The 17,822-nt window shown below is 59.7% G+C and carries 18 protein-coding genes; 17 read left to right on the top strand and 1 reads right to left on the bottom strand.

The features are described 5' to 3' along the window. Positions 1-22 precede the first annotated feature (22 nt). The 14 genes from bcp to BLU28_RS06950 all read left to right on the top strand — a co-directional run bounded on the left by bcp (position 23) and on the right by BLU28_RS06950 (position 12,685). The gene (bcp, locus tag BLU28_RS07015) at positions 23-490 is read left to right on the top strand and encodes a thioredoxin-dependent thiol peroxidase (protein ID WP_022556473.1); all 468 of its coding nucleotides are present in this window, start codon (positions 23-25) and stop codon (positions 488-490) included. 17 nt (positions 491-507) lie between these two features. Then, positions 508-1,329, top strand: a complete 822-nt coding sequence (locus BLU28_RS07010) for a ferritin-like domain-containing protein (RefSeq protein ID WP_077986213.1) — start codon at positions 508-510, stop codon at positions 1,327-1,329. A gap of 92 nt (positions 1,330-1,421) precedes the next feature. Then, complete coding sequence (locus tag BLU28_RS07005; RefSeq protein ID WP_077986214.1) at positions 1,422-2,720, top strand: M23 family metallopeptidase; 1,299 nt, start codon at positions 1,422-1,424, stop codon at positions 2,718-2,720. 219 nt (positions 2,721-2,939) lie between these two features. Continuing rightward, positions 2,940-4,436, top strand: a complete 1,497-nt coding sequence (locus tag BLU28_RS07000) for a DEAD/DEAH box helicase (protein ID WP_006698787.1) — start codon at positions 2,940-2,942, stop codon at positions 4,434-4,436. A gap of 8 nt (positions 4,437-4,444) precedes the next feature. After that, positions 4,445-4,870: an NUDIX domain-containing protein gene (locus BLU28_RS06995; protein ID WP_077986215.1), complete on the top strand. Its 426-nt coding sequence runs from the start codon at positions 4,445-4,447 to the stop codon at positions 4,868-4,870. An 884-nt stretch (positions 4,871-5,754) separates the two neighbouring features. Then, positions 5,755-6,834 (top strand): ABC transporter substrate-binding protein, encoded by a 1,080-nt coding sequence (locus BLU28_RS06990; RefSeq protein WP_077986238.1) that lies wholly within the window; start codon positions 5,755-5,757, stop codon positions 6,832-6,834. A 132-nt stretch (positions 6,835-6,966) separates the two neighbouring features. After that, on the top strand, positions 6,967-7,644 hold the full coding sequence (gene rpe, locus BLU28_RS06985; protein ID WP_004442425.1) for a ribulose-phosphate 3-epimerase: 678 nt from the start codon (positions 6,967-6,969) through the stop codon (positions 7,642-7,644). A gap of 60 nt (positions 7,645-7,704) precedes the next feature. After that, complete coding sequence (locus BLU28_RS06980) at positions 7,705-8,211, top strand: hypothetical protein (RefSeq protein WP_077986216.1); 507 nt, start codon at positions 7,705-7,707, stop codon at positions 8,209-8,211. Positions 8,212-8,292: 81 nt separating this feature from the next. After that, complete coding sequence (purB, locus tag BLU28_RS06975; RefSeq protein WP_004442427.1) at positions 8,293-9,600, top strand: adenylosuccinate lyase; 1,308 nt, start codon at positions 8,293-8,295, stop codon at positions 9,598-9,600. 80 nt (positions 9,601-9,680) lie between these two features. Further along, positions 9,681-10,244, top strand: coding sequence for an alpha/beta hydrolase (locus BLU28_RS06970; protein ID WP_004442428.1), 564 nt, complete (start codon positions 9,681-9,683; stop codon positions 10,242-10,244). Between the two features lie 205 nt (positions 10,245-10,449). Beyond that, positions 10,450-11,214, top strand: a complete 765-nt coding sequence (gene purC / locus BLU28_RS06965) for a phosphoribosylaminoimidazolesuccinocarboxamide synthase (RefSeq protein WP_004442430.1) — start codon at positions 10,450-10,452, stop codon at positions 11,212-11,214. Positions 11,215-11,268: 54 nt separating this feature from the next. Next, a complete protein-coding gene (gene purS, locus BLU28_RS06960) occupies positions 11,269-11,511 on the top strand; it encodes a phosphoribosylformylglycinamidine synthase subunit PurS (protein ID WP_003507918.1) in 243 nt (80 codons plus the stop codon). 19 nt (positions 11,512-11,530) lie between these two features. Then, positions 11,531-12,202, top strand: a complete 672-nt coding sequence (purQ, locus tag BLU28_RS06955; RefSeq protein WP_004442432.1) for a phosphoribosylformylglycinamidine synthase subunit PurQ — start codon at positions 11,531-11,533, stop codon at positions 12,200-12,202. A 78-nt stretch (positions 12,203-12,280) separates the two neighbouring features. Next, positions 12,281-12,685 carry a hypothetical protein gene (locus BLU28_RS06950; RefSeq protein ID WP_004442434.1) on the top strand — a complete coding sequence of 135 codons (405 nt, stop codon included), beginning with the start codon at positions 12,281-12,283 and terminating at the stop codon, positions 12,683-12,685. A 271-nt stretch (positions 12,686-12,956) separates the two neighbouring features. Here the strand turns inward: BLU28_RS06950 and BLU28_RS06945 are convergent, their stop codons facing one another. Then, a complete protein-coding gene (locus tag BLU28_RS06945) occupies positions 12,957-13,262 on the bottom strand; it encodes a DUF1127 domain-containing protein (protein WP_035209980.1) in 306 nt (101 codons plus the stop codon). A gap of 93 nt (positions 13,263-13,355) precedes the next feature. Between BLU28_RS06945 and BLU28_RS06940 the strand changes: the two genes are divergently transcribed. The 3 genes from BLU28_RS06940 (at position 13,356) to purL (ending at position 17,821) form a co-directional block, all read left to right on the top strand. Further along, positions 13,356-14,774 carry an aminotransferase-like domain-containing protein gene (locus tag BLU28_RS06940; protein WP_077986217.1) on the top strand — a complete coding sequence of 473 codons (1,419 nt, stop codon included), beginning with the start codon at positions 13,356-13,358 and terminating at the stop codon, positions 14,772-14,774. 107 nt (positions 14,775-14,881) lie between these two features. Next, complete coding sequence (locus BLU28_RS06935) at positions 14,882-15,472, top strand: acyloxyacyl hydrolase (RefSeq protein ID WP_077986218.1); 591 nt, start codon at positions 14,882-14,884, stop codon at positions 15,470-15,472. A gap of 114 nt (positions 15,473-15,586) precedes the next feature. Further along, the gene (gene purL, locus BLU28_RS06930; protein WP_072494580.1) at positions 15,587-17,821 is read left to right on the top strand and encodes a phosphoribosylformylglycinamidine synthase subunit PurL; all 2,235 of its coding nucleotides are present in this window, start codon (positions 15,587-15,589) and stop codon (positions 17,819-17,821) included. Position 17,822: the final 1 nt, after the last annotated feature.

Raw genomic sequence — 17,822 nt, 5'->3', positions numbered from 1 at the left:
CCCGGCGAAAGAAAGGTAGATTATGACAGACTTGACGATTGGCGGCTCGGCTCCCGATTTCACTTTGCCCCGCAACGGTGAAGGGACGGTGACATTGTCCAAACTCCAAGGCAAGGCCGTCGTTCTTTATTTCTACCCCAAGGACGACACGTCCGGCTGCACCGCCGAAGCGATCGATTTCAGCGCGCTGGGCGGCGAATTCGAAGCGGCCAACACGGTTGTCATCGGCATCTCGCCCGACAGCGTCAAAAGCCACGACAAGTTTGCGGCAAAACATTCGCTTTCCGTCATGCTCGCGTCTGACGAAGAGAGGAAGGTTCTGGAAGCCTATGGCGTCTGGAAGGAAAAAAGCATGTATGGGAAAAAATACATGGGTGTCGAACGCACCACATTCCTCGTTGGACCGGACGGCAAGATCGCGGAGATCTGGAACAAAGTGAAGGTCGCCGGCCATGCCCAAGCCGTTCTCGACGCAGCGAAGAAACTCTGAGGGACCAACCCGTTGTGATGCCCCCGTTCAAAATCATGTCGCTGCGCGGTGGTGCGACGGATGCTATCGCAAGCGCCGATCTCGACAGGAAGACCGCGCTCGCACAGGAGACGGCGACACGGTGGTTTGAGCGCCGCCTGTCGCTGCGCTCTCCGCTGGACCCGCCCCTGCCAGAGCGCCCGGGCAGGCCGGAAAAGCCGGAACTCGTTCCGCCGACCGCAGTGGAACGCCGCTCGCTTCACAGCGTCAAGGGCCGTATCGCGCTGCTGCACGCCATTGCCCATATCGAACTCAACGCCGTCGATCTCGCGCTCGACATTGTCGCCCGTTATGCCAGCGAGCCGGTGCCGCACTCCTTTTTCGATGGCTGGATGCAGGTCGCCTTCGAGGAGGCAAAACATTTCCAGCTGGTGCGCGACCGGCTGAGAAGCCTCGGTGCCGACTATGGCGATCTGCCCGCCCATGACGGGCTGTGGCAGGCGGCGCATTCCACCCGCAACGATCTCACCGCACGGCTTGCCGTCGTGCCGCTCATCCTCGAAGCGCGCGGACTGGACGTCACCCCTTCCCTGCAGGCGAAGATGCGCGAAACCGGCGATCTGGAAAGCGCTGCCGTTCTGGACGTCATCTATAATGACGAAAAGGGCCACGTCGCCATCGGTGCAAAATGGTTCCGGTTCCTCTGTGCCCGTGAGAAGAAGGATCCGGCCGCGACCTTCAGGCTACTGGTGCGCGCCAATTTCCGCGGCCCTTTGAAACCGCCCTTTAATGACCTTGCCCGCGCCGAGGCCGGCCTGACGCCATCCTTTTACCGCTCGCTCACATCCGTCAGCCAGTAGCCGACGCTGCCGAAACGCCACTCCGGCAAAACTTCGTTAACCTTAACGAATTATGATTTCCTTCAAGAAATCGGCCAGTCCGGAGAGAGATTGTGACTGATACGGCGGAAAACCGGGTATTTGGCAAAAAGCGTGAGCCGCACGTGCTCATTCTCGCGCGCGGCGACAAGGTGCGGCACATGACCATCCGGCCGTGGATGGCGGCGCTTGCCGGCTGCACGATCGGCCTTTTTTCGCTCGGTTATCTCGGCGCCACCGGCTACCTTATCCTGCGGGACGACCTGATCGGCGCGACAATGGCGCGCCAGACCCGCATTCAGAACGATTACGAAGACCGCATCGCAGCCCTGAGAGCCCAGGTGGACCGCGTCACCTCCAGGCAGTTGCTGGATCAGCAGGTCGTTGAAAAGAAAGTGGAAAAGCTTCTGCAACAGCAGGCGGCGCTGAGCTCGCGGCACGGCCGCATGAGCGAACTGCTGGAACGCGCGGAAAACTCCGGCGTCGCGACGTCGCCGACAGCACCCTCGTCCCTTTCAAACGCGATGGCGCCGGAAAAACGCGCCGATCTGTCGGGCGGTCTCTCGGCGATCGAAAAGCTGATGACACCGCGCGCACCACAGCCGGAACAACCCACCGCGAACGACAGACGGGCTGCTTACCAGCCGGAAGGCGGCGAGACGCCCTCGGACCGCGCCGATCGCGTATTTTCGAAGGTAACTCTGTCGCTGAAGGACATCGAGCGCCAGCAGATATCGCGGATAGCGCAACTGACGAGCGACGCCGAAGACAAGGCGAGCGCGATGCAGGACATTATCCGCCAGGCCGGGCTCAAGATCGATGAGAGCGGCACCGCCGACATTGGCGGACCCTATGCGGAACCAGAGCGCGGCGAAACCGATCCCTTCAGCCTGTCGCTGACCAATCTCGACACCGCTCTCAACCGGCTGGACGTCGTCAGGGAAACGGCGACGACCCTGCCCTTCGGCAACCCGGCACCCGGCAGGGCGATCACCAGTCGATTCGGCAATCGGATGGATCCGTTTCTCGGCCGCCCGGCGCTACATACCGGCATCGATTTTCGTGCCGAGACCGGCGCCGACGTCAAATCCACCGGCGCGGGGAAAGTGACGGTGGCGGAAAATTCCGGCGGTTACGGCAATATGGTCGAGATCGATCACGGCCAGGGCGTCTCCACCCGATTCGGCCATCTCTCCGCCATTCTGGTCAAGGCCGGCGACCGGGTCGAAGCCGGCGACGTAATCGGCCGCGCCGGCAGCACCGGCCGTTCCACCGGTCCGCACGTGCATTATGAAGTGCGCCGCAACGATACGCCCGTGGATCCGATGCGGTTTCTGATCGCCGGGGCAGAGCTTAAAACCTATTTGAAATAGCGTCCCGGTTTTAACGCTTTTTTTGCTCTTTTAACGATAAATCCCGAAAAACCACGCCTGAGGCTTAAAAGCCCAGCCGCAAGCGGCACGTTTAACGCGCTTTTCCCGTTGTTTCCTTGACTTTCCGGCAATTTGGGCATATCCCCGCGCCAAGTCTTTGCAAGTGCCGTCGCGGCACGCAGGTGTTCTTACCGAACCAGAACGGAAAAAGTTCTTCCTTTGACAACATTCTCTGATCTTGGCCTGAGCCAAAAAGTTCTTTCCGCTATTGCAGATGCCGGCTACACGACGCCGACACCCATTCAGGCTGGCGCCATTCCGCCGGCGCTGGAAAAGCGTGATATCTGCGGTATCGCACAGACCGGCACGGGCAAAACCGCGTCATTCGTTTTGCCGATGCTGACCCTGCTTGAGAAGGGCCGCGCACGCGCCAGAATGCCGCGCACGCTGATCCTCGAGCCGACGCGCGAGCTTGCGGCACAGGTGGCGGAGAATTTCGAGAAATACGGCAAGAATCACAAGCTGAACGTCGCCCTCCTGATCGGCGGTGTTTCCTTCGAAGACCAGGACCGCAAGCTGGAACGTGGCGCCGATGTGCTGATCTGCACCCCTGGCCGCCTTCTTGACCATTGCGAACGCGGCAAGCTGCTGATGACCGGCGTGGAAATCCTTGTCATCGACGAAGCCGACCGCATGCTCGACATGGGCTTCATTCCTGACATCGAGCGCATCGCCAAGATGATCCCCTTCACCCGCCAGACGCTGTTCTTCTCGGCCACCATGCCGCCGGAAATCCAGAAGCTGGCTGATCGCTTCCTGCAGAACCCCGTCCGTGTCGAGGTCGCCAAGCCCTCCTCTACTGCAAAGACCGTTGCCCAGCGCATCGTCGCCGCCCATAACAAGGACTACGAAAAGCGCGCCGTCCTGCGCGATCTCGTCCGTGCCGAAGAGGCTGAACTCAAGAACGCCATCATCTTCTGCAACCGCAAGAAGGATGTGGCCGATCTTTTCCGTTCGCTCGACCGCCACGGCTTTTCCGTCGGCGCGCTGCATGGCGACATGGACCAGCGTTCGCGCACGACAATGCTGCAGAACTTCAAGGACGGCAATCTGAAGCTGCTCGTCGCCTCGGACGTCGCCGCACGCGGGCTTGATATCCCCGATGTCAGCCACGTCTTCAACTTCGATATTCCCATTCATTCGGAAGACTATGTTCACCGCATCGGCCGCACCGGCCGTGCCGGCCGCTCGGGCAAGGCTTTCACCATCGTCACCAGAAGCGACACCAAATATCTCGACGCCATCGAAAAGCTGATCGGCGAAAAGATAGAGTGGCTGAACGGTGATCTCTCCACCCTCCCCGCGCCGATGGAAAGCTTTGAAAGCAATTCTGGCCGTCGGGGCAAGGAACGGGGCGGCAGAGGCCGCGACCGTAACCGCCGGGACGCCGCACCGGTCGAAAACATCAATCAGGGCGCACAATCCGCTGCGGACGCAGATATCGCGGCTCATGGAGACGACAAGGTGAAAGCAGAACGCAAGCAGGAAAAGGCCCCGCGCAATTCCGACCGCAACAGTCGCAATCCGCTGCACGCCAATGACGACAACCGCGACCGTCGCCGCCACTATCGCGACCATGACGATGGCCCCACACCGGTTGGCTTCGGCGATGACATTCCCGCCTTCATGCTGATCGTGGCCAACGCCAAGGCCTGACCACAGCAATGGACACGATGACGTCGACCATCAAGCCGGGCCTCGATTTTCCGGGCGTCGGCGTGGGCCTTGTCATTTTGCGTGAAGGCCGCCTCCTTTTATGCCGGCGCATGAAAGCGCCGGAAGCCGGGTATTGGAGCATCCCTGGCGGCAAAGTCGATCATCTCGAAATGTCGCTAGCCGCGGCGCGGCGCGAAGCCGAAGAAGAGACCGGGCTGACGATCGGCCACGTCGAATTTCTCTGCCATAGCGAATTTATCGACGCAGTGGACCGCCATCACTGGGTCTCCCTGATCTTCGTCACCCGCGACACAACGGGTCAGCCTTCGCTTACGGAGCCGGATAAGCTCTCCGCCATCGACTGGTTCGATCTCGACAAACTTCCTGAGCCGATCTCCGCCTTTGCAAAGGACGCTCTGGCCGCCCTGAAATAATGCTGGGGCAGCCCCGGGCGTCGAATAATGACGTCGGATGCGGAATTTTCAAAATCGAAAACGGCGGATCAGATTGGGTCGAAGCCAGAACTTCGGACAACGGCACGCTTAATCCACGCCATTTCATTTCTGGAACGCTTATCGCGAGAGAACGGCTTTGCGTAAAGTTCTCCAAATTCAATTTTAAATTGCTTAAATTAGAGCTATGTAAAAAACCGCCCCAGTTTCCTGAAGCGGTTTATACGTAATAAAAAAAATAGAATATAGAAGCGAATATAGTCTGGCAGTGCTTATAATCGGAACACTTTCCGAGGCTTTTTACAGCCAATTTCAGTCGTCCCCTGAAACAATTCCATCTAAGCTAATCATTTACTTTCCGTCAAGCAAATCTTCTCGCAAATGCGAAAAAAACATGGCGAAAAAGAGGTGGGGAATTAGAAGGTTTCTATATTAAACTTAGATATCAATGAATTACAGATATGAAAATAAAATGTGCAGATTTATAACGTGCACTGCAAAAGGCATAATCAGCAACAAGGCCTTCGCTGGAGTGTGCTTATACGCGCCACTTGTAATAGTTTTATGAAGTAAAACGGCACGTGGCGGATTTATGAAATACTTCTTCAGTAAAGCGGTACAGAAAGAAGATAGCGGGGCGAAAAAGAGCAGCGCTGCGGTATGCCGCGAGGCACCATTATCGGCCGACGGCAACAACCACAAGATGCCGCGTCCATCTCGGCATTCGGATCGCCCGACATCGAAGCCAAGCTGCCGCAGTCCAGGCGCCGGCGTGCGATTATGATGGACGACCGGCGATTTTTCCTTTGGAAAACCGATTGGTGCCGATAAACATCAGATCGGGACAACAGGATTTCGATCACGTCATGCTTTCACTTCGCCTGCTAACGATCATCGCCGGTTTTGCCTTTGCGGGTTCAGCAAGCGCGGCATCGATCGGGATCGTTGCCCCGCAGAGCGGCCCCTACGAGCTTCTCGGGCAACAGGTCCGGCAGGGCGCCAAGGCGGCAGCCGCAAAACTCGGCCTGGATGTCGTGGAGATTCACGAGAGCTGCGAAGACGGCAGTGGCGGCGCGATTGCCGATGGCCTCGTGGCGGCGAAAGTAAGCGCCGCAATCGGCTTCCTGTGCACGGAAACGCTTCAGGACGTTCTGCCACCGCTCAAGGCCGCGGCCATTCCGGCCATCACGCTTTCCAGCCGCGCACCCATCCTGATGGAGGACGCGCTGAAATATGGCTGGCCGCTTTTTCGACTCGCCCCATCGGATCGGGCCGAATCGGCAAGGGCTGCGGAAGTCATTCTTCGCGACTGGAAAGGCCACCCGATCGGGCTCGTGGATGACGGCACGATCTACAGCCGCGAATTGGTGGACCGTATCCGCTCTACGCTGGAGGAAAACGGGCTGAAGCCCACCTTTGCCGATACGATGCGACCCAATCAGGAACAGCAGGTCGCGCTTGTGCGCCGGCTGGCGCGCACCGGCATTACCCATGTCTTCATCGGCGCGGAACGAAACGATATCGCCGTCGTAGCACGGGACGCCGCTTCAGAGAATTTTCTGCTCACCATTCTGGGCGGCGATACGCTGAACGCCGCCAACACCCCCCTCGCGCTGGCTGCGAACGTGATGGCCATCACGCGCCCGGCCTATGACACACTGCCTTCGGCGCAGGCGGCGGCCGGCGAACTGCGCGCCGCAGGCATCGAACCCGAAGGTTACGTCCTTCCAGCCTATGCCGCCACCGAACTGACGGCGGCGCTGGCGGAAGCGGCCCAGGCGCAGTCGAAACCGGCGCCGGAGATACTGGCGTCCGGCACGGCCTTCAAAACCGTGATTGGCGATCTCGCATTCAACCCGTCGCATGAGCTTTCGGACAATCCCTACCGCCTGCAGCGCTGGAACGGCCAGCGCTTCGAACCGGCGGACAAAGCCGAAAGGCAGTAGCTGAAGCCGGCACCGGGACAAATTCGCGGAGCGGCAGCGGAAAACCATCAGCAACCTCACTGCTGACCGTTTCAAACCCCGATGCATGGTGTTAAAGGCAAACTTACGCAACGCGTCGAGAGGAGTTTGCCCATGTCCCTGCCCATCCGGATAGCACCGTCGATCCTGGCTTCCAATTTCGCCAAGCTCGGACAGGAAGTCGCCGATGTCACCGAGGCCGGCGCGGACTGGATTCATCTCGATGTCATGGACGGGCATTTCGTGCCGAACATTTCCTTCGGGCCTGATGTCATCAAGGCGCTTCGGCCGCACAGCAATGCCTTCTTCGATTGCCATTTGATGATCGCCCCCGTCGATCCCTATCTCGAAGCCTTTGCCAAGGCCGGCTGTGACAGCATCACGGTGCATGCGGAGGCCGGCCCCCACCTGCACCGCTCTCTCCAGACCATTCGCGGACTGGGCCTGAAGGCTGGCGTCACGCTCAACCCGGCAACGCCGCTTTCCGTTATCGAAAACGTGCTCGATGATGTCGACCTCGTGCTGATCATGAGCGTCAATCCCGGCTTCGGCGGCCAGAAATTCATTCCCGCCATGCTCGACAAGATCCGCGCAGCCAAGGCGATGATCGGTCAGCGGCCGATCGAACTGGAAGTGGATGGCGGCGTCACGGCGCAGACCGCAGGCGATATCATCGCCGCCGGCGCCAATGCACTGGTAGCGGGCTCCGCAGTCTTCAAAGGCGATGGCGTGGAGGATTATCGCAAGACGATCGCCCTCCTGCGCACGGCTGCGGAAGCCGGACGGGCGTAATCCGTCACCGCCGAATACGGAAAGCCGGATGCGGCACAACGAGGCGTCGGGGGGAATGTCATGGAAAGCGGCATGCGGAATTTCCGCGACAGGGCTCTTCCAACATTGTTCATTCTGCTTGGCGCGCTTGGCTGGAGCGTTTGTTCAGCGGCGTCGGCCGCCATCGGCCTCTATGCCCGTAACAGGCTGGAAACCGATCACGTCGCCGATATCATCACGCTTTTCTTCACGGGCGGATTTTTCGGCTGGCTGCTGGCGCTGGCAGCATTGCGCGTTCTCCCTGCCTTAAAATCCCAACAATTGCGTCTTGCGACAGCATGTCTCGCAATCGCTTTCTTCACGCTCGCCGTGGCGGCAGCATTGTTCGCGTTCGAGTACCGCATCTTTTATGCGCAATGGCATGCGCCAACGTTTTCCCGCATCTGGTTTTTTCAGCAGCTTTTCACGTCGCTCGGTGCAGTCTACCAGTTCGTCGTTCTGGGACTTGGTCTTTATTTTCCCTTCGCCGCACTTCCGCTCGTGCCCGCAGGGGCAATGCTCTGCCGGCGTGCACCGCAAGCGGCGTAGGCATGCAGCTTGATAGATTGAGATTAGCGGAACACTTTGCTAAACGGGCAGCAAATTTCCTCTACTAAGAAAGTCATTGTCATGATCCCTCGTTACTCCCGGCCGGAAATGGTCGCCATCTGGTCGCCGGAAACAAAATTCCGCATCTGGTTCGAGATCGAGGCGCATGCCTGTGACGCGCTGGCCGAGCTCGGCGTGATCCCGAAGTCAGCAGCCCAGACCATCTGGGAAAAGGGCGGCAGCGCCACCTTCGACGTCGCCCGCATCGATGAGATCGAGGCCGTCACCAAGCATGACGTCATCGCCTTCCTCACCCATCTCGCAGAATTCGTCGGTCCCGACAGCCGTTTCGTGCATCAGGGCATGACCTCTTCCGACGTTCTCGACACCACGCTCAACATCCAGCTCGTGCGCGCCGCCGATCTGCTGCTCGCCGACATGGACCGGGTGCTCGCGGCTCTCAAGACCCGGGCCTTCGAACACAAGAACACGGTGCGCATCGGCCGCAGCCACGGCATCCATGCCGAACCGACGACGATGGGCCTCACCTTCGCCCGCTTCTACGCCGAGATGCATCGCAACCGTGAGCGCCTTGTGAATGCCCGTGCGGAAATCGCCACCGGCGCAATCTCCGGCGCTGTCGGCACCTTCGCCAATATCGACCCCCGCGTCGAAGAACATGTCTGCGAAAAGCTCGGGCTCATCCCCGAGCCGGTTTCCACGCAGGTCATCCCGCGTGACCGTCACGCCATGTTCTTCGCCACCCTTGGCGTCATCGCCTCGTCGATTGAAAACGTCGCCATCGAAATCCGCCACATGCAGCGCACCGAAGTTCTGGAAGCGGAAGAGTTCTTCTCTCCCGGCCAGAAGGGCTCGTCGGCCATGCCGCACAAGCGCAACCCGGTTCTCACTGAAAACCTCACCGGCCTCGCCCGTCTGGTGCGCATGTCGGTCGTCCCGGCCATGGAAAACGTTGCCCTCTGGCACGAGCGCGACATCAGCCACTCCTCCGTGGAGCGCGCCATCGGCCCCGACACGACAGTCACTCTGGACTTCGCATTGAACCGTCTGGCAGGCGTCATCGAAAAGCTGGTGATCTACCCGGACAACATGCTGAAGAACATGAACAAGTTCCGTGGTCTCGTGCATTCGCAGCGCGTTCTCCTGGCGCTGACGCAGGCTGGCGTATCGCGCGAAGACGCCTATCGTCTGGTCCAGCGCAATGCCATGAAGGTCTGGGAACAGGGTGCGGACTTCCTTGAGGAACTGCTGGGCGACGAGGAAGTGCGCGCTGCGCTCCCCGAAGAGGTCATCCGCGAAAAATTCGACCTCGGTTACCACACCAAGCATGTCGATACGATCTTCGCCCGCGTCTTCGGCAACGCCTGAGACTTGAGCTGAACCCGAGAGCTTGACGTTAATGCCGCCGCGACCTTGATCGCGGCGGCATCACAACACAGATATGGCGCATGAAAGTTTCAGAAGCAGATATCCTGATCGTCCCCGGTTATACCAATTCCGGCCCGGACCACTGGCAGAGCCGCTGGGAGCGCAAGCTCTCCACCGCCCGCCGTGTCGAGCAGGCGGAATGGTCGAAACCGGTGAAGGAAGATTGGGTCGCCAGGCTGGTAGAGGAGGTCAACGCCTCCACCAGGCCCGTCGTCCTCGTTGCCCATTCGCTTGGCGTTCCAACGGTGATCCACGCATTGCCTGAAATCGGCAAGAAGGTATCCGGCGCGCTTCTCGTTGCGCCGCCTGATGTCGCCAATCCCGAAATCAGGCCGAAGCATCTCATGACCTTCGGGCCTTACCCGCGCGATCCGCTGCCCTTTCCGGCGATCACCATCGCCAGCCGCAACGATCCCTTCGGCTCTTATGAACACGCCGACGACATCGCTGCTGCCTGGGGTTCGCTTTTGATCGATGCCGGCATGTCCGGCCACATCAATGCCGAGTCCGGGCACGGCCCGTGGCCGGAGGGCGGCATGGTCTTCGCGCAATTCCTGAGCCGCCTCAAAGGCGTCGAGCCATGACGAGAGCCGCCAACTGAAATCCGCATCGCCGCCCGCCCCTGCCGCGGCCCGGTTTTGCGGATGAAACAGTTCGGCGGCCCTGTCACAAGAATTGAAGGGAAATATGCCAGCCGCATTGTAGAATGCACTCTTTTCCTTTATGGGACCGCTTCAAAGACCAAACGCAACGCCACCAGAATCGGCGTCAACCAAGAGACCTGCAATTATGAACCGTCGCCGCCGTATTTACGAAGGCAAGGCCAAGATCCTTTACGAGGGTCCGGAGCCAGGCACGCTTATCCAGTTCTTCAAGGACGATGCGACCGCCTTCAACAAGAAGAAGCATGAAGTCATCGACGGCAAGGGCGTGCTGAACAACCGTATCTGCGAATACGTCTTCACGCATCTGAACAAGATCGGCATTCCCACCCACTTCATCCGCCGCCTCAACATGCGCGAGCAGCTGATCAAGGAAGTGGAGATGATCCCGCTCGAGGTCGTCGTGCGCAATGTCGCCGCCGGCTCGCTTTCCAAGCGCCTCGGCATCGAGGAAGGCGTGGTGCTGCCACGCTCGATCATCGAGTTTTATTACAAGTCGGATGAGCTCGAAGACCCGATGGTCTCCGAAGAGCACATCACGGCTTTCGGCTGGGCCAACCCCGCCGAGCTTGACGACATCATGGCGCTCGCCATCCGCGTCAACGACTTCCTCTCCGGCCTGTTCCTCGGCGTCGGCATTCAGCTCGTCGATTTCAAGATCGAATGTGGCCGCCTCTTCGAAGGCGATATGATGCGCATCATCCTCGCCGACGAGATTTCGCCCGACAGCTGCCGCCTCTGGGACATCGAGACCCAGAAGAAGATGGACAAGGACCTCTTCCGACGCGATCTGGGCGGTCTTCTGGAAGCTTATTCCGAAGTGGCGCGCCGTCTCGGCATCATCAATGAAAACGAACCGATCCGCGGCACCGGTCCTGTTCTGGTAAAGTAATATCGGCTCGTGAAATAATATTGGCCTCGTAGGGTAAAATCAGGAGAAGATCAGGTGATCAAGGCACGGGTGACTGTTACGCTGAAGAACGGCGTTCTCGATCCGCAGGGCAAGGCAATCGAAGGCGCGCTTGGCAGCCTCGGTTTTGGTGGCGTCGGCCATGTCCGTCAGGGCAAGGTTTTCGATCTGGAACTGGAAGGCGCCGACAAGGCGAAGGCCGAAACCGATCTGAAGGCAATGTGCGAAAAGCTCTTGGCCAACACGGTCATCGAAAACTACGCCATCGCCATTCTCTAAGCTCCAGGAGCCGCCGTCCATGAAATCCGCTGTCGTCCAACTTCCCGGCCTCAACCGCGACCGCGACATGATCGCGGCTCTGACGAAAATTTCCGGTCAGGCGCCTGTCACTATCTGGCAGACGGAGACGGATATTCCCGATGTCGATCTGATCGTCATTCCCGGCGGCTTCTCTTATGGCGACTATCTGCGCTGCGGCGCGATCGCCGCCCGCATGCCTGTCATGCAGGCCATCCGCGAGAAGGCGGAAAAGGGCGTGAAGGTTCTCGGCGTCTGCAACGGCTTCCAGATTCTGGTCGAAGCCGGTATGCTGCCGGGCGCCCTGATGCGCAACGCCTCGCTGAAATTCGTCTGCCGCGAAGTAAAGCTCGAAGTCGCCAATAACGACACCGATTTCACCCGCGCTTACGACAAGGGCCAGATCCTGCGCTGCCCCGTCGCCCATCACGATGGCAACTACTTCCTCGATGCGGATGAGTTGAAATCGGTCGAGGGCAACGGCCAGGTCGTGTTCCGTTATGCCGAAGGCACCAACCCGAACGGCTCGCTGAACGACATTGCCGGCGTCATCAATGCCAAGGGCAACGTTCTCGGCATGATGCCGCATCCGGAAAACCTGATCGAAGCCGCCCATGGCGGCAATGACGGCCGCGGCCTCTTCGCTTCGGCGCTTGGCGTCATCGCAGCCTGACAGACGGGCGGGCTTTGAGCCCGCCTTTTTTGATGCCGGCTGACGGCGTCGTTTTGGCCCTCTCTTCTGGATGACCTGATGTCTTTTGCCCGTCGATCGAATACCCTCAAGGCGACCGGATTGTTTCTAGCTGCGGCGACCCTGGCTGCTTGTCAGCCGAAACCACAGCCGACAGCCTCGGTCTCCCGCGCCGCTCTCCCCACAATGGAACGGATAGCGCTTGGCGCGAATGCCTGCTGGTTCAAATCGGGGGATGCGGCTTTCAAGGCCTATCGTCTGGCCCCTGAACTCAATTCCTTCTCAGGCCGTCCGCGCATCCTGCTCGTGCCGCGCAACAGTCCGGAATCGCGGCCCATGCTGGTCGTTCAGGCCGAAGGCAACCCGGCAAAGCTCGACGCTTTTGGCCCGGTGATGAACGAGGCCATTTCCAGCCGCATCGCAACCGACGTCAAGCGCTGGGCGAATGGCGGCAAGGGCTGCTGATCTCATCGTAGTATTCTAGCCCTGCATATCGGGCGAGACGTATCGCGTCGCTCATTCCTGTGCTTGTCACAGGAATGAGGAAAGGGGAACGCTCGGCAAAAGGCAGACGCCGGCACAAGAAGCTCTTGCCACGTACCGTTTATCAATTTGCCGAAGCTGCTCTAAGGGGCCTAAATAAAAAAACCCGCCAACGCCGGTTGGGAATGGCGTGGCGGGCTGCCGCACGGCTTGATGGCGCCGGGGAAAGAAGGCGCCGCTCTCCGGCAAAAAATTAAAGCGGCCGTGTTGGCCATGAAAGAAGCTGGGATTTCGCCGCTTCCTTCAGGGCTTCATCGCGCGTTACGCCGATATCTTCCAGAAGATCATCAGACAGTTCCCGCAAAGCGAGCCGTCCCTGCCGCTTCCGGTGCCAGTTGAACATGCCCGCAATCAGGCGACCAATTGGCGTGCTGGCGATCTTGGCCGGAAAAGGCGCCGGTGCGACCATGTCGCCGACATCGCGGAACACGCGTTCCCGTTCGTAACCATCAGGATAGAGCGTATCCGCTGTCGAAAGGTATTGATCCATCTTGCGCATATTGCACCTATTGTCTCCGTGCGTTTGTCTTCATTGAATGCAGACAATAAATACAATTGACTTGCGAAGAGATACAATGCATAAATTGTCACCATGACAAATTGGCTTCCTGATCTCACTGTGGGCGACGGCCCGATCTATCTGCGCCTCGCCGACAGTATCGAGGGTGCAATTTCCGATGGCACCCTGCAGGCGGGCTCGAAATTGCCGCCGCAGCGCAACCTCGCTTATGACCTCGGCGTGACAATAGGTACAATCAGCCGGGCCTACGCGCTTATCCACGAGCGCGGCCTGGTCAGCGGCGAGGTCGGCCGTGGCACCTATGTCAATGAGCGCAAGACCCCGGCCCCCTCAGCGCCCATGGAGACGGTGGCGGCAGCCTTCGGTAGCACACGCCACGCCGTCGATAGCAGCGCCGAATTCCGGCTCAACACCACGGCGGCACCCGATGTCGGCCAGAGCGTGCTGATCGCCAGACATATCGAGGCTGTCGCCCGCGAACATGCTTACGACGTCACCAATTACGCCCGTTCCTTTCCTGACAACTGGTGCATGGCGGGCGCTCGCTGGCTTTCCCAGAACGGCTGGTCGCCAAAACCGGAAAACATCGTCTCGACGCTTGGCGCCCATGCGGCGGTGATGAGTGTGGTGACGGCCATGACCGCCCCGGGAGACCGTATCGTCTTCGAACCCGTGACCTATTCCCATATCAGCCGCAGCGCCACACTTGCCGGACGGCGGGTGACGCTGGTTGAGGCGGATGAAAAGGGCATTGTCCCTGACGATTTTGAGCGCGTCTGCGCCCAGCAGCATCCCAAGATGATCTTCCTGATGTCCGCCGGCCAGAACCCGACCTGCGCCACGCTGACAGAAGAGCGTCGCCGTGCGATAGCCGATATCGCACGCCGGTATGGTGTCTGGGTCGTAGAGGACAATCTTTATGGCGCGATGACGCGTGAGGCGATCCCGCTGATCGCAGAATTTGCGCCCGACATTACCTTCGTCGTCGGCGGCCTGTCGAAATCCGTTGCCGCTGGCGTTCGTGGCGGCTGGGTCGCCTGCCCGGCGCAATATTCGTCGCGCATCCGCATTTCCCACTCGATGCTGACAGGCGGTCTGCCCTTCATGCTGGCCGAAGTGAATGCCCGCCTCGTCAACAGCGGTGACGCCGACGACATTCGCAAGGATTGTATCGCCGAGATCAATCAGCGCGAGGCGATTGCCCGGCGGGCCTTTGCCGGGCTGGATTTCAATTCGTTGCCCGATATCGCCTTCCTGTGGCTGAGACTGCCCGAACCCTGGCTTTCCGGCACGTTCCGAAACGCGGCGATGAAAGAAGGCGTGCTGATAGATGACGAGGATGAGTTCAAGGCCGGCCGCACCGACAAGGTTTTCCATCGGGTGCGTGTCAGCCTTTCTGGTCCATCGAACCAGCAAGAGTTGACCCATGCCCTCGGCATCCTGCGCCACCTGCTCGACAACGGCTCGGCCGGTTACGAAAGCGTTGCCTAGAGGGCGGAGAGTCTTTCCTGCAACACCCGGCCTAATTCAGTAACTTATCATTTACCAAACCGACAAACCTGCCATCCTTTCCGCAATTCGAGGTGGGGAATGATTCGATGGCAGCATTCAATTCCACAGGTGTGAGGGCGTGTTTTGCGCTGGCGATCCTTCTTGCGGCGTGTGTCTTGATCGGCATCATGCCCGCCACTGCTGCGGAAGGCAGCGTCTTCGACGAATTGCGCTTCGGCGCAACCACCTCGATCTCCAATCACGACAATGGCGGTGAGGATGGCGTCTTTCCGGCCTTCACCGCCTATTTTGATCCCTTCGCCAGTGCATCTGCGGTAACGCTCGGCCAAAAACTCTCCCGCCCACGGCTGCATATCGGTGGCGAGATCGGCACTGAGGGCTCGGCGAATACCATTTACGGCGGCGTCAACTGGACCTTCGATCTCAACCCGAAGATTTTTCTCGATTTCGGTTTTGGCGGCCTCTGGCACGATGGCAAGCTGAGAAACAGTGCCGGCGAAACCGGTGCGGAATTCGGCTGCCGGGTGCTTTTCCACGAATATGCGGCGATCGGCTATCGTTTCGATAATAACTGGAATATTTCGACCCAGATCGAGCATGCATCACATGCCAATCTGTGCGATGGGCCCAATGACGGACTGACCCGCGTCGGCCTCATGGTCGGCTACAGGTTCTGAAGAAGCCAAGAAAGCAGCGTTTTGCGGATAAAACCGCGCATTTTCCTGTCGCACCTTTGAGCCTCTTGCGCTAAAGAACCGGAAACTTCCCTCGGCTCGAACCGCGTGAGACCTATGTCGATTCCAAACTCCATCAAGATCACCCCGGAACTCGTTGCATCCCACGGGCTGAAGCCCGACGAATACCAGCGTATCCTCGACCTGATCGGACGGGAGCCCAGCTTTACCGAGCTCGGCATCTTCTCGGCCATGTGGAACGAGCACTGCTCCTACAAGTCGTCCAAGAAGTGGCTGAAGACCCTGCCCACCAAGGGACCACGCGTCATCCAGGGCCCCGGTGAAAATGCCGGCGTTGTGGATATCGACGATGGCGATTGCGTCGTCTTCAAGATGGAGAGCCACAACCACCCGTCCTATATCGAGCCCTATCAGGGTGCGGCGACCGGCGTCGGCGGTATCCTGCGTGACGTCTTCACCATGGGCGCCCGCCCGATTGCCGCCATGAACGCCCTGCGTTTCGGCGCGCCCGACCACCCGAAGACCCGCCACCTGGTGGCTGGCGTCGTTGCCGGTGTTGGCGGCTACGGCAACTCCTTTGGCGTGCCGACGGTTGGCGGCGAAGTGGAGTTCGATCCACGTTATAACGGCAACATCCTCGTCAACGCCTTTGCCGCCGGTCTTGCCAAGTCCGACGCGATCTTCCTTTCGGAAGCCAAGGGTGTGGGCCTGCCGGTGGTTTATCTCGGCGCAAAGACCGGCCGCGATGGCGTTGGCGGCGCGACCATGGCCTCTGCCGAATTCGATGAGTCCATCGAAGAAAAGCGCCCGACCGTTCAGGTCGGCGACCCCTTCACCGAAAAGTGCCTGCTGGAAGCCTGCCTCGAACTGATGAAAACCGGCGCGGTCATCGCCATTCAGGACATGGGTGCGGCCGGCCTCACCTGCTCGGCCGTGGAAATGGGCGCCAAGGGCGACCTCGGCATCGAGCTTGACCTCAATGCCGTGCCGGTGCGCGAAGAGCGCATGACTGCCTATGAAATGATGCTGTCCGAAAGCCAGGAGCGCATGCTCATGGTTCTCGAGCCCTCCAAGGAAGAAGTCGCCAAGGCGATTTTCGTGAAATGGGGCTTGGACTTCGCGATCGTCGGCAAGACCACCGACGACCTGCGTTTCCGCGTCATTCACAACGGCGAGGAAGTCGCCAACTTGCCGATCAAGGAACTGGGCGATCAGGCTCCGGAATATGACCGCCCGTGGACGCCCGCGAAGGTGCCCGCCCCGCTTGCGGAAAACGACGTCCCCGCTGCCGATATCGCCGATGCGCTGGTATCGCTCGTCGGTTCGGCGAACAATTCTTCGCGCCGCTGGGTCTACGAGCAATATGACACGCTGATCCAGGGCAATTCCCTGCAGCTTCCGGGCGGCGATGCCGGCGTCGTTCGCGTCGAAGGCCACGACAAAAAGGCGCTCGCCTTCTCCTCCGACGTCACCCCGCGTTACGTCGAGGCTGACCCCTTCGAAGGCGGCAAGCAGGCCGTGGCCGAATGCTGGCGCAACATTACCGCAACCGGCGCCCTGCCGCTCGCGGCCACCGACAACCTGAATTTCGGCAACCCGGAAAAGCCCGAAATCATGAGTCAGCTGGTTCATGCCATCAAGGGCATCGGCGAAGCCTGCCGCGTGTTGGAATTCCCGATCGTTTCTGGCAACGTCTCGCTCTACAACGAGACCAATGGCCAGGCGATCCTGCCAACCCCCACCATTGGCGGCGTCGGCTTGCTGAAGGATTGGGGCCGCATGGCGCGCATTCGCTTCGCCGCCGCTGACGAAGCGGTGCTGCTTGTCGGCGCACCTGCCGGCCTCGGCACCCACATCGCGCAGTCGGTGTACATGCGTGATATCCATGGCCGTATCGACGGCCCTGCCCCGCATGTCGATCTCGCCGCCGAAAAGAAGAACGGCGATTTCGTGCGTGGCATCATCACGGATGGCCTCGCCACCGCCGTTCACGATTGCTCCTCAGGAGGTCTGGCGCTCGCGGTTGCCGAAATGGCGATTTCCTCCGGAATCGGCGCGACCATCGATGCGGTCGAAGGCCACAACCCGGTCCTCACCTTCTATGGCGAAGATCAGGGTCGTTACGTCCTGACCGTGAAGAAGAGTGATCTCGACAAGGTGCTGGCGGCTGCCAAGGCAGCCGGCGTTTCCTGCGCCAACATCGGCGTCACCGGTGGTTCCACCGTAAAGCTGGGCACGGCGCGCGCCGTCGAGATTAAAGAATTGCACTCGGCCTATGAATCGTGGTTCCCTCAGTTCATGGACGGCGAAACTCTAGTCGCCGCAGAATGAA

The organism is Agrobacterium pusense, from assembly GCF_900102105.1.
Taxonomy (GTDB): domain Bacteria; phylum Pseudomonadota; class Alphaproteobacteria; order Rhizobiales; family Rhizobiaceae; genus Agrobacterium; species Agrobacterium pusense.
Note: the sequence above shows the minus strand (reverse complement) of the source record. Positions and strands in the feature narration are given on the sequence as shown.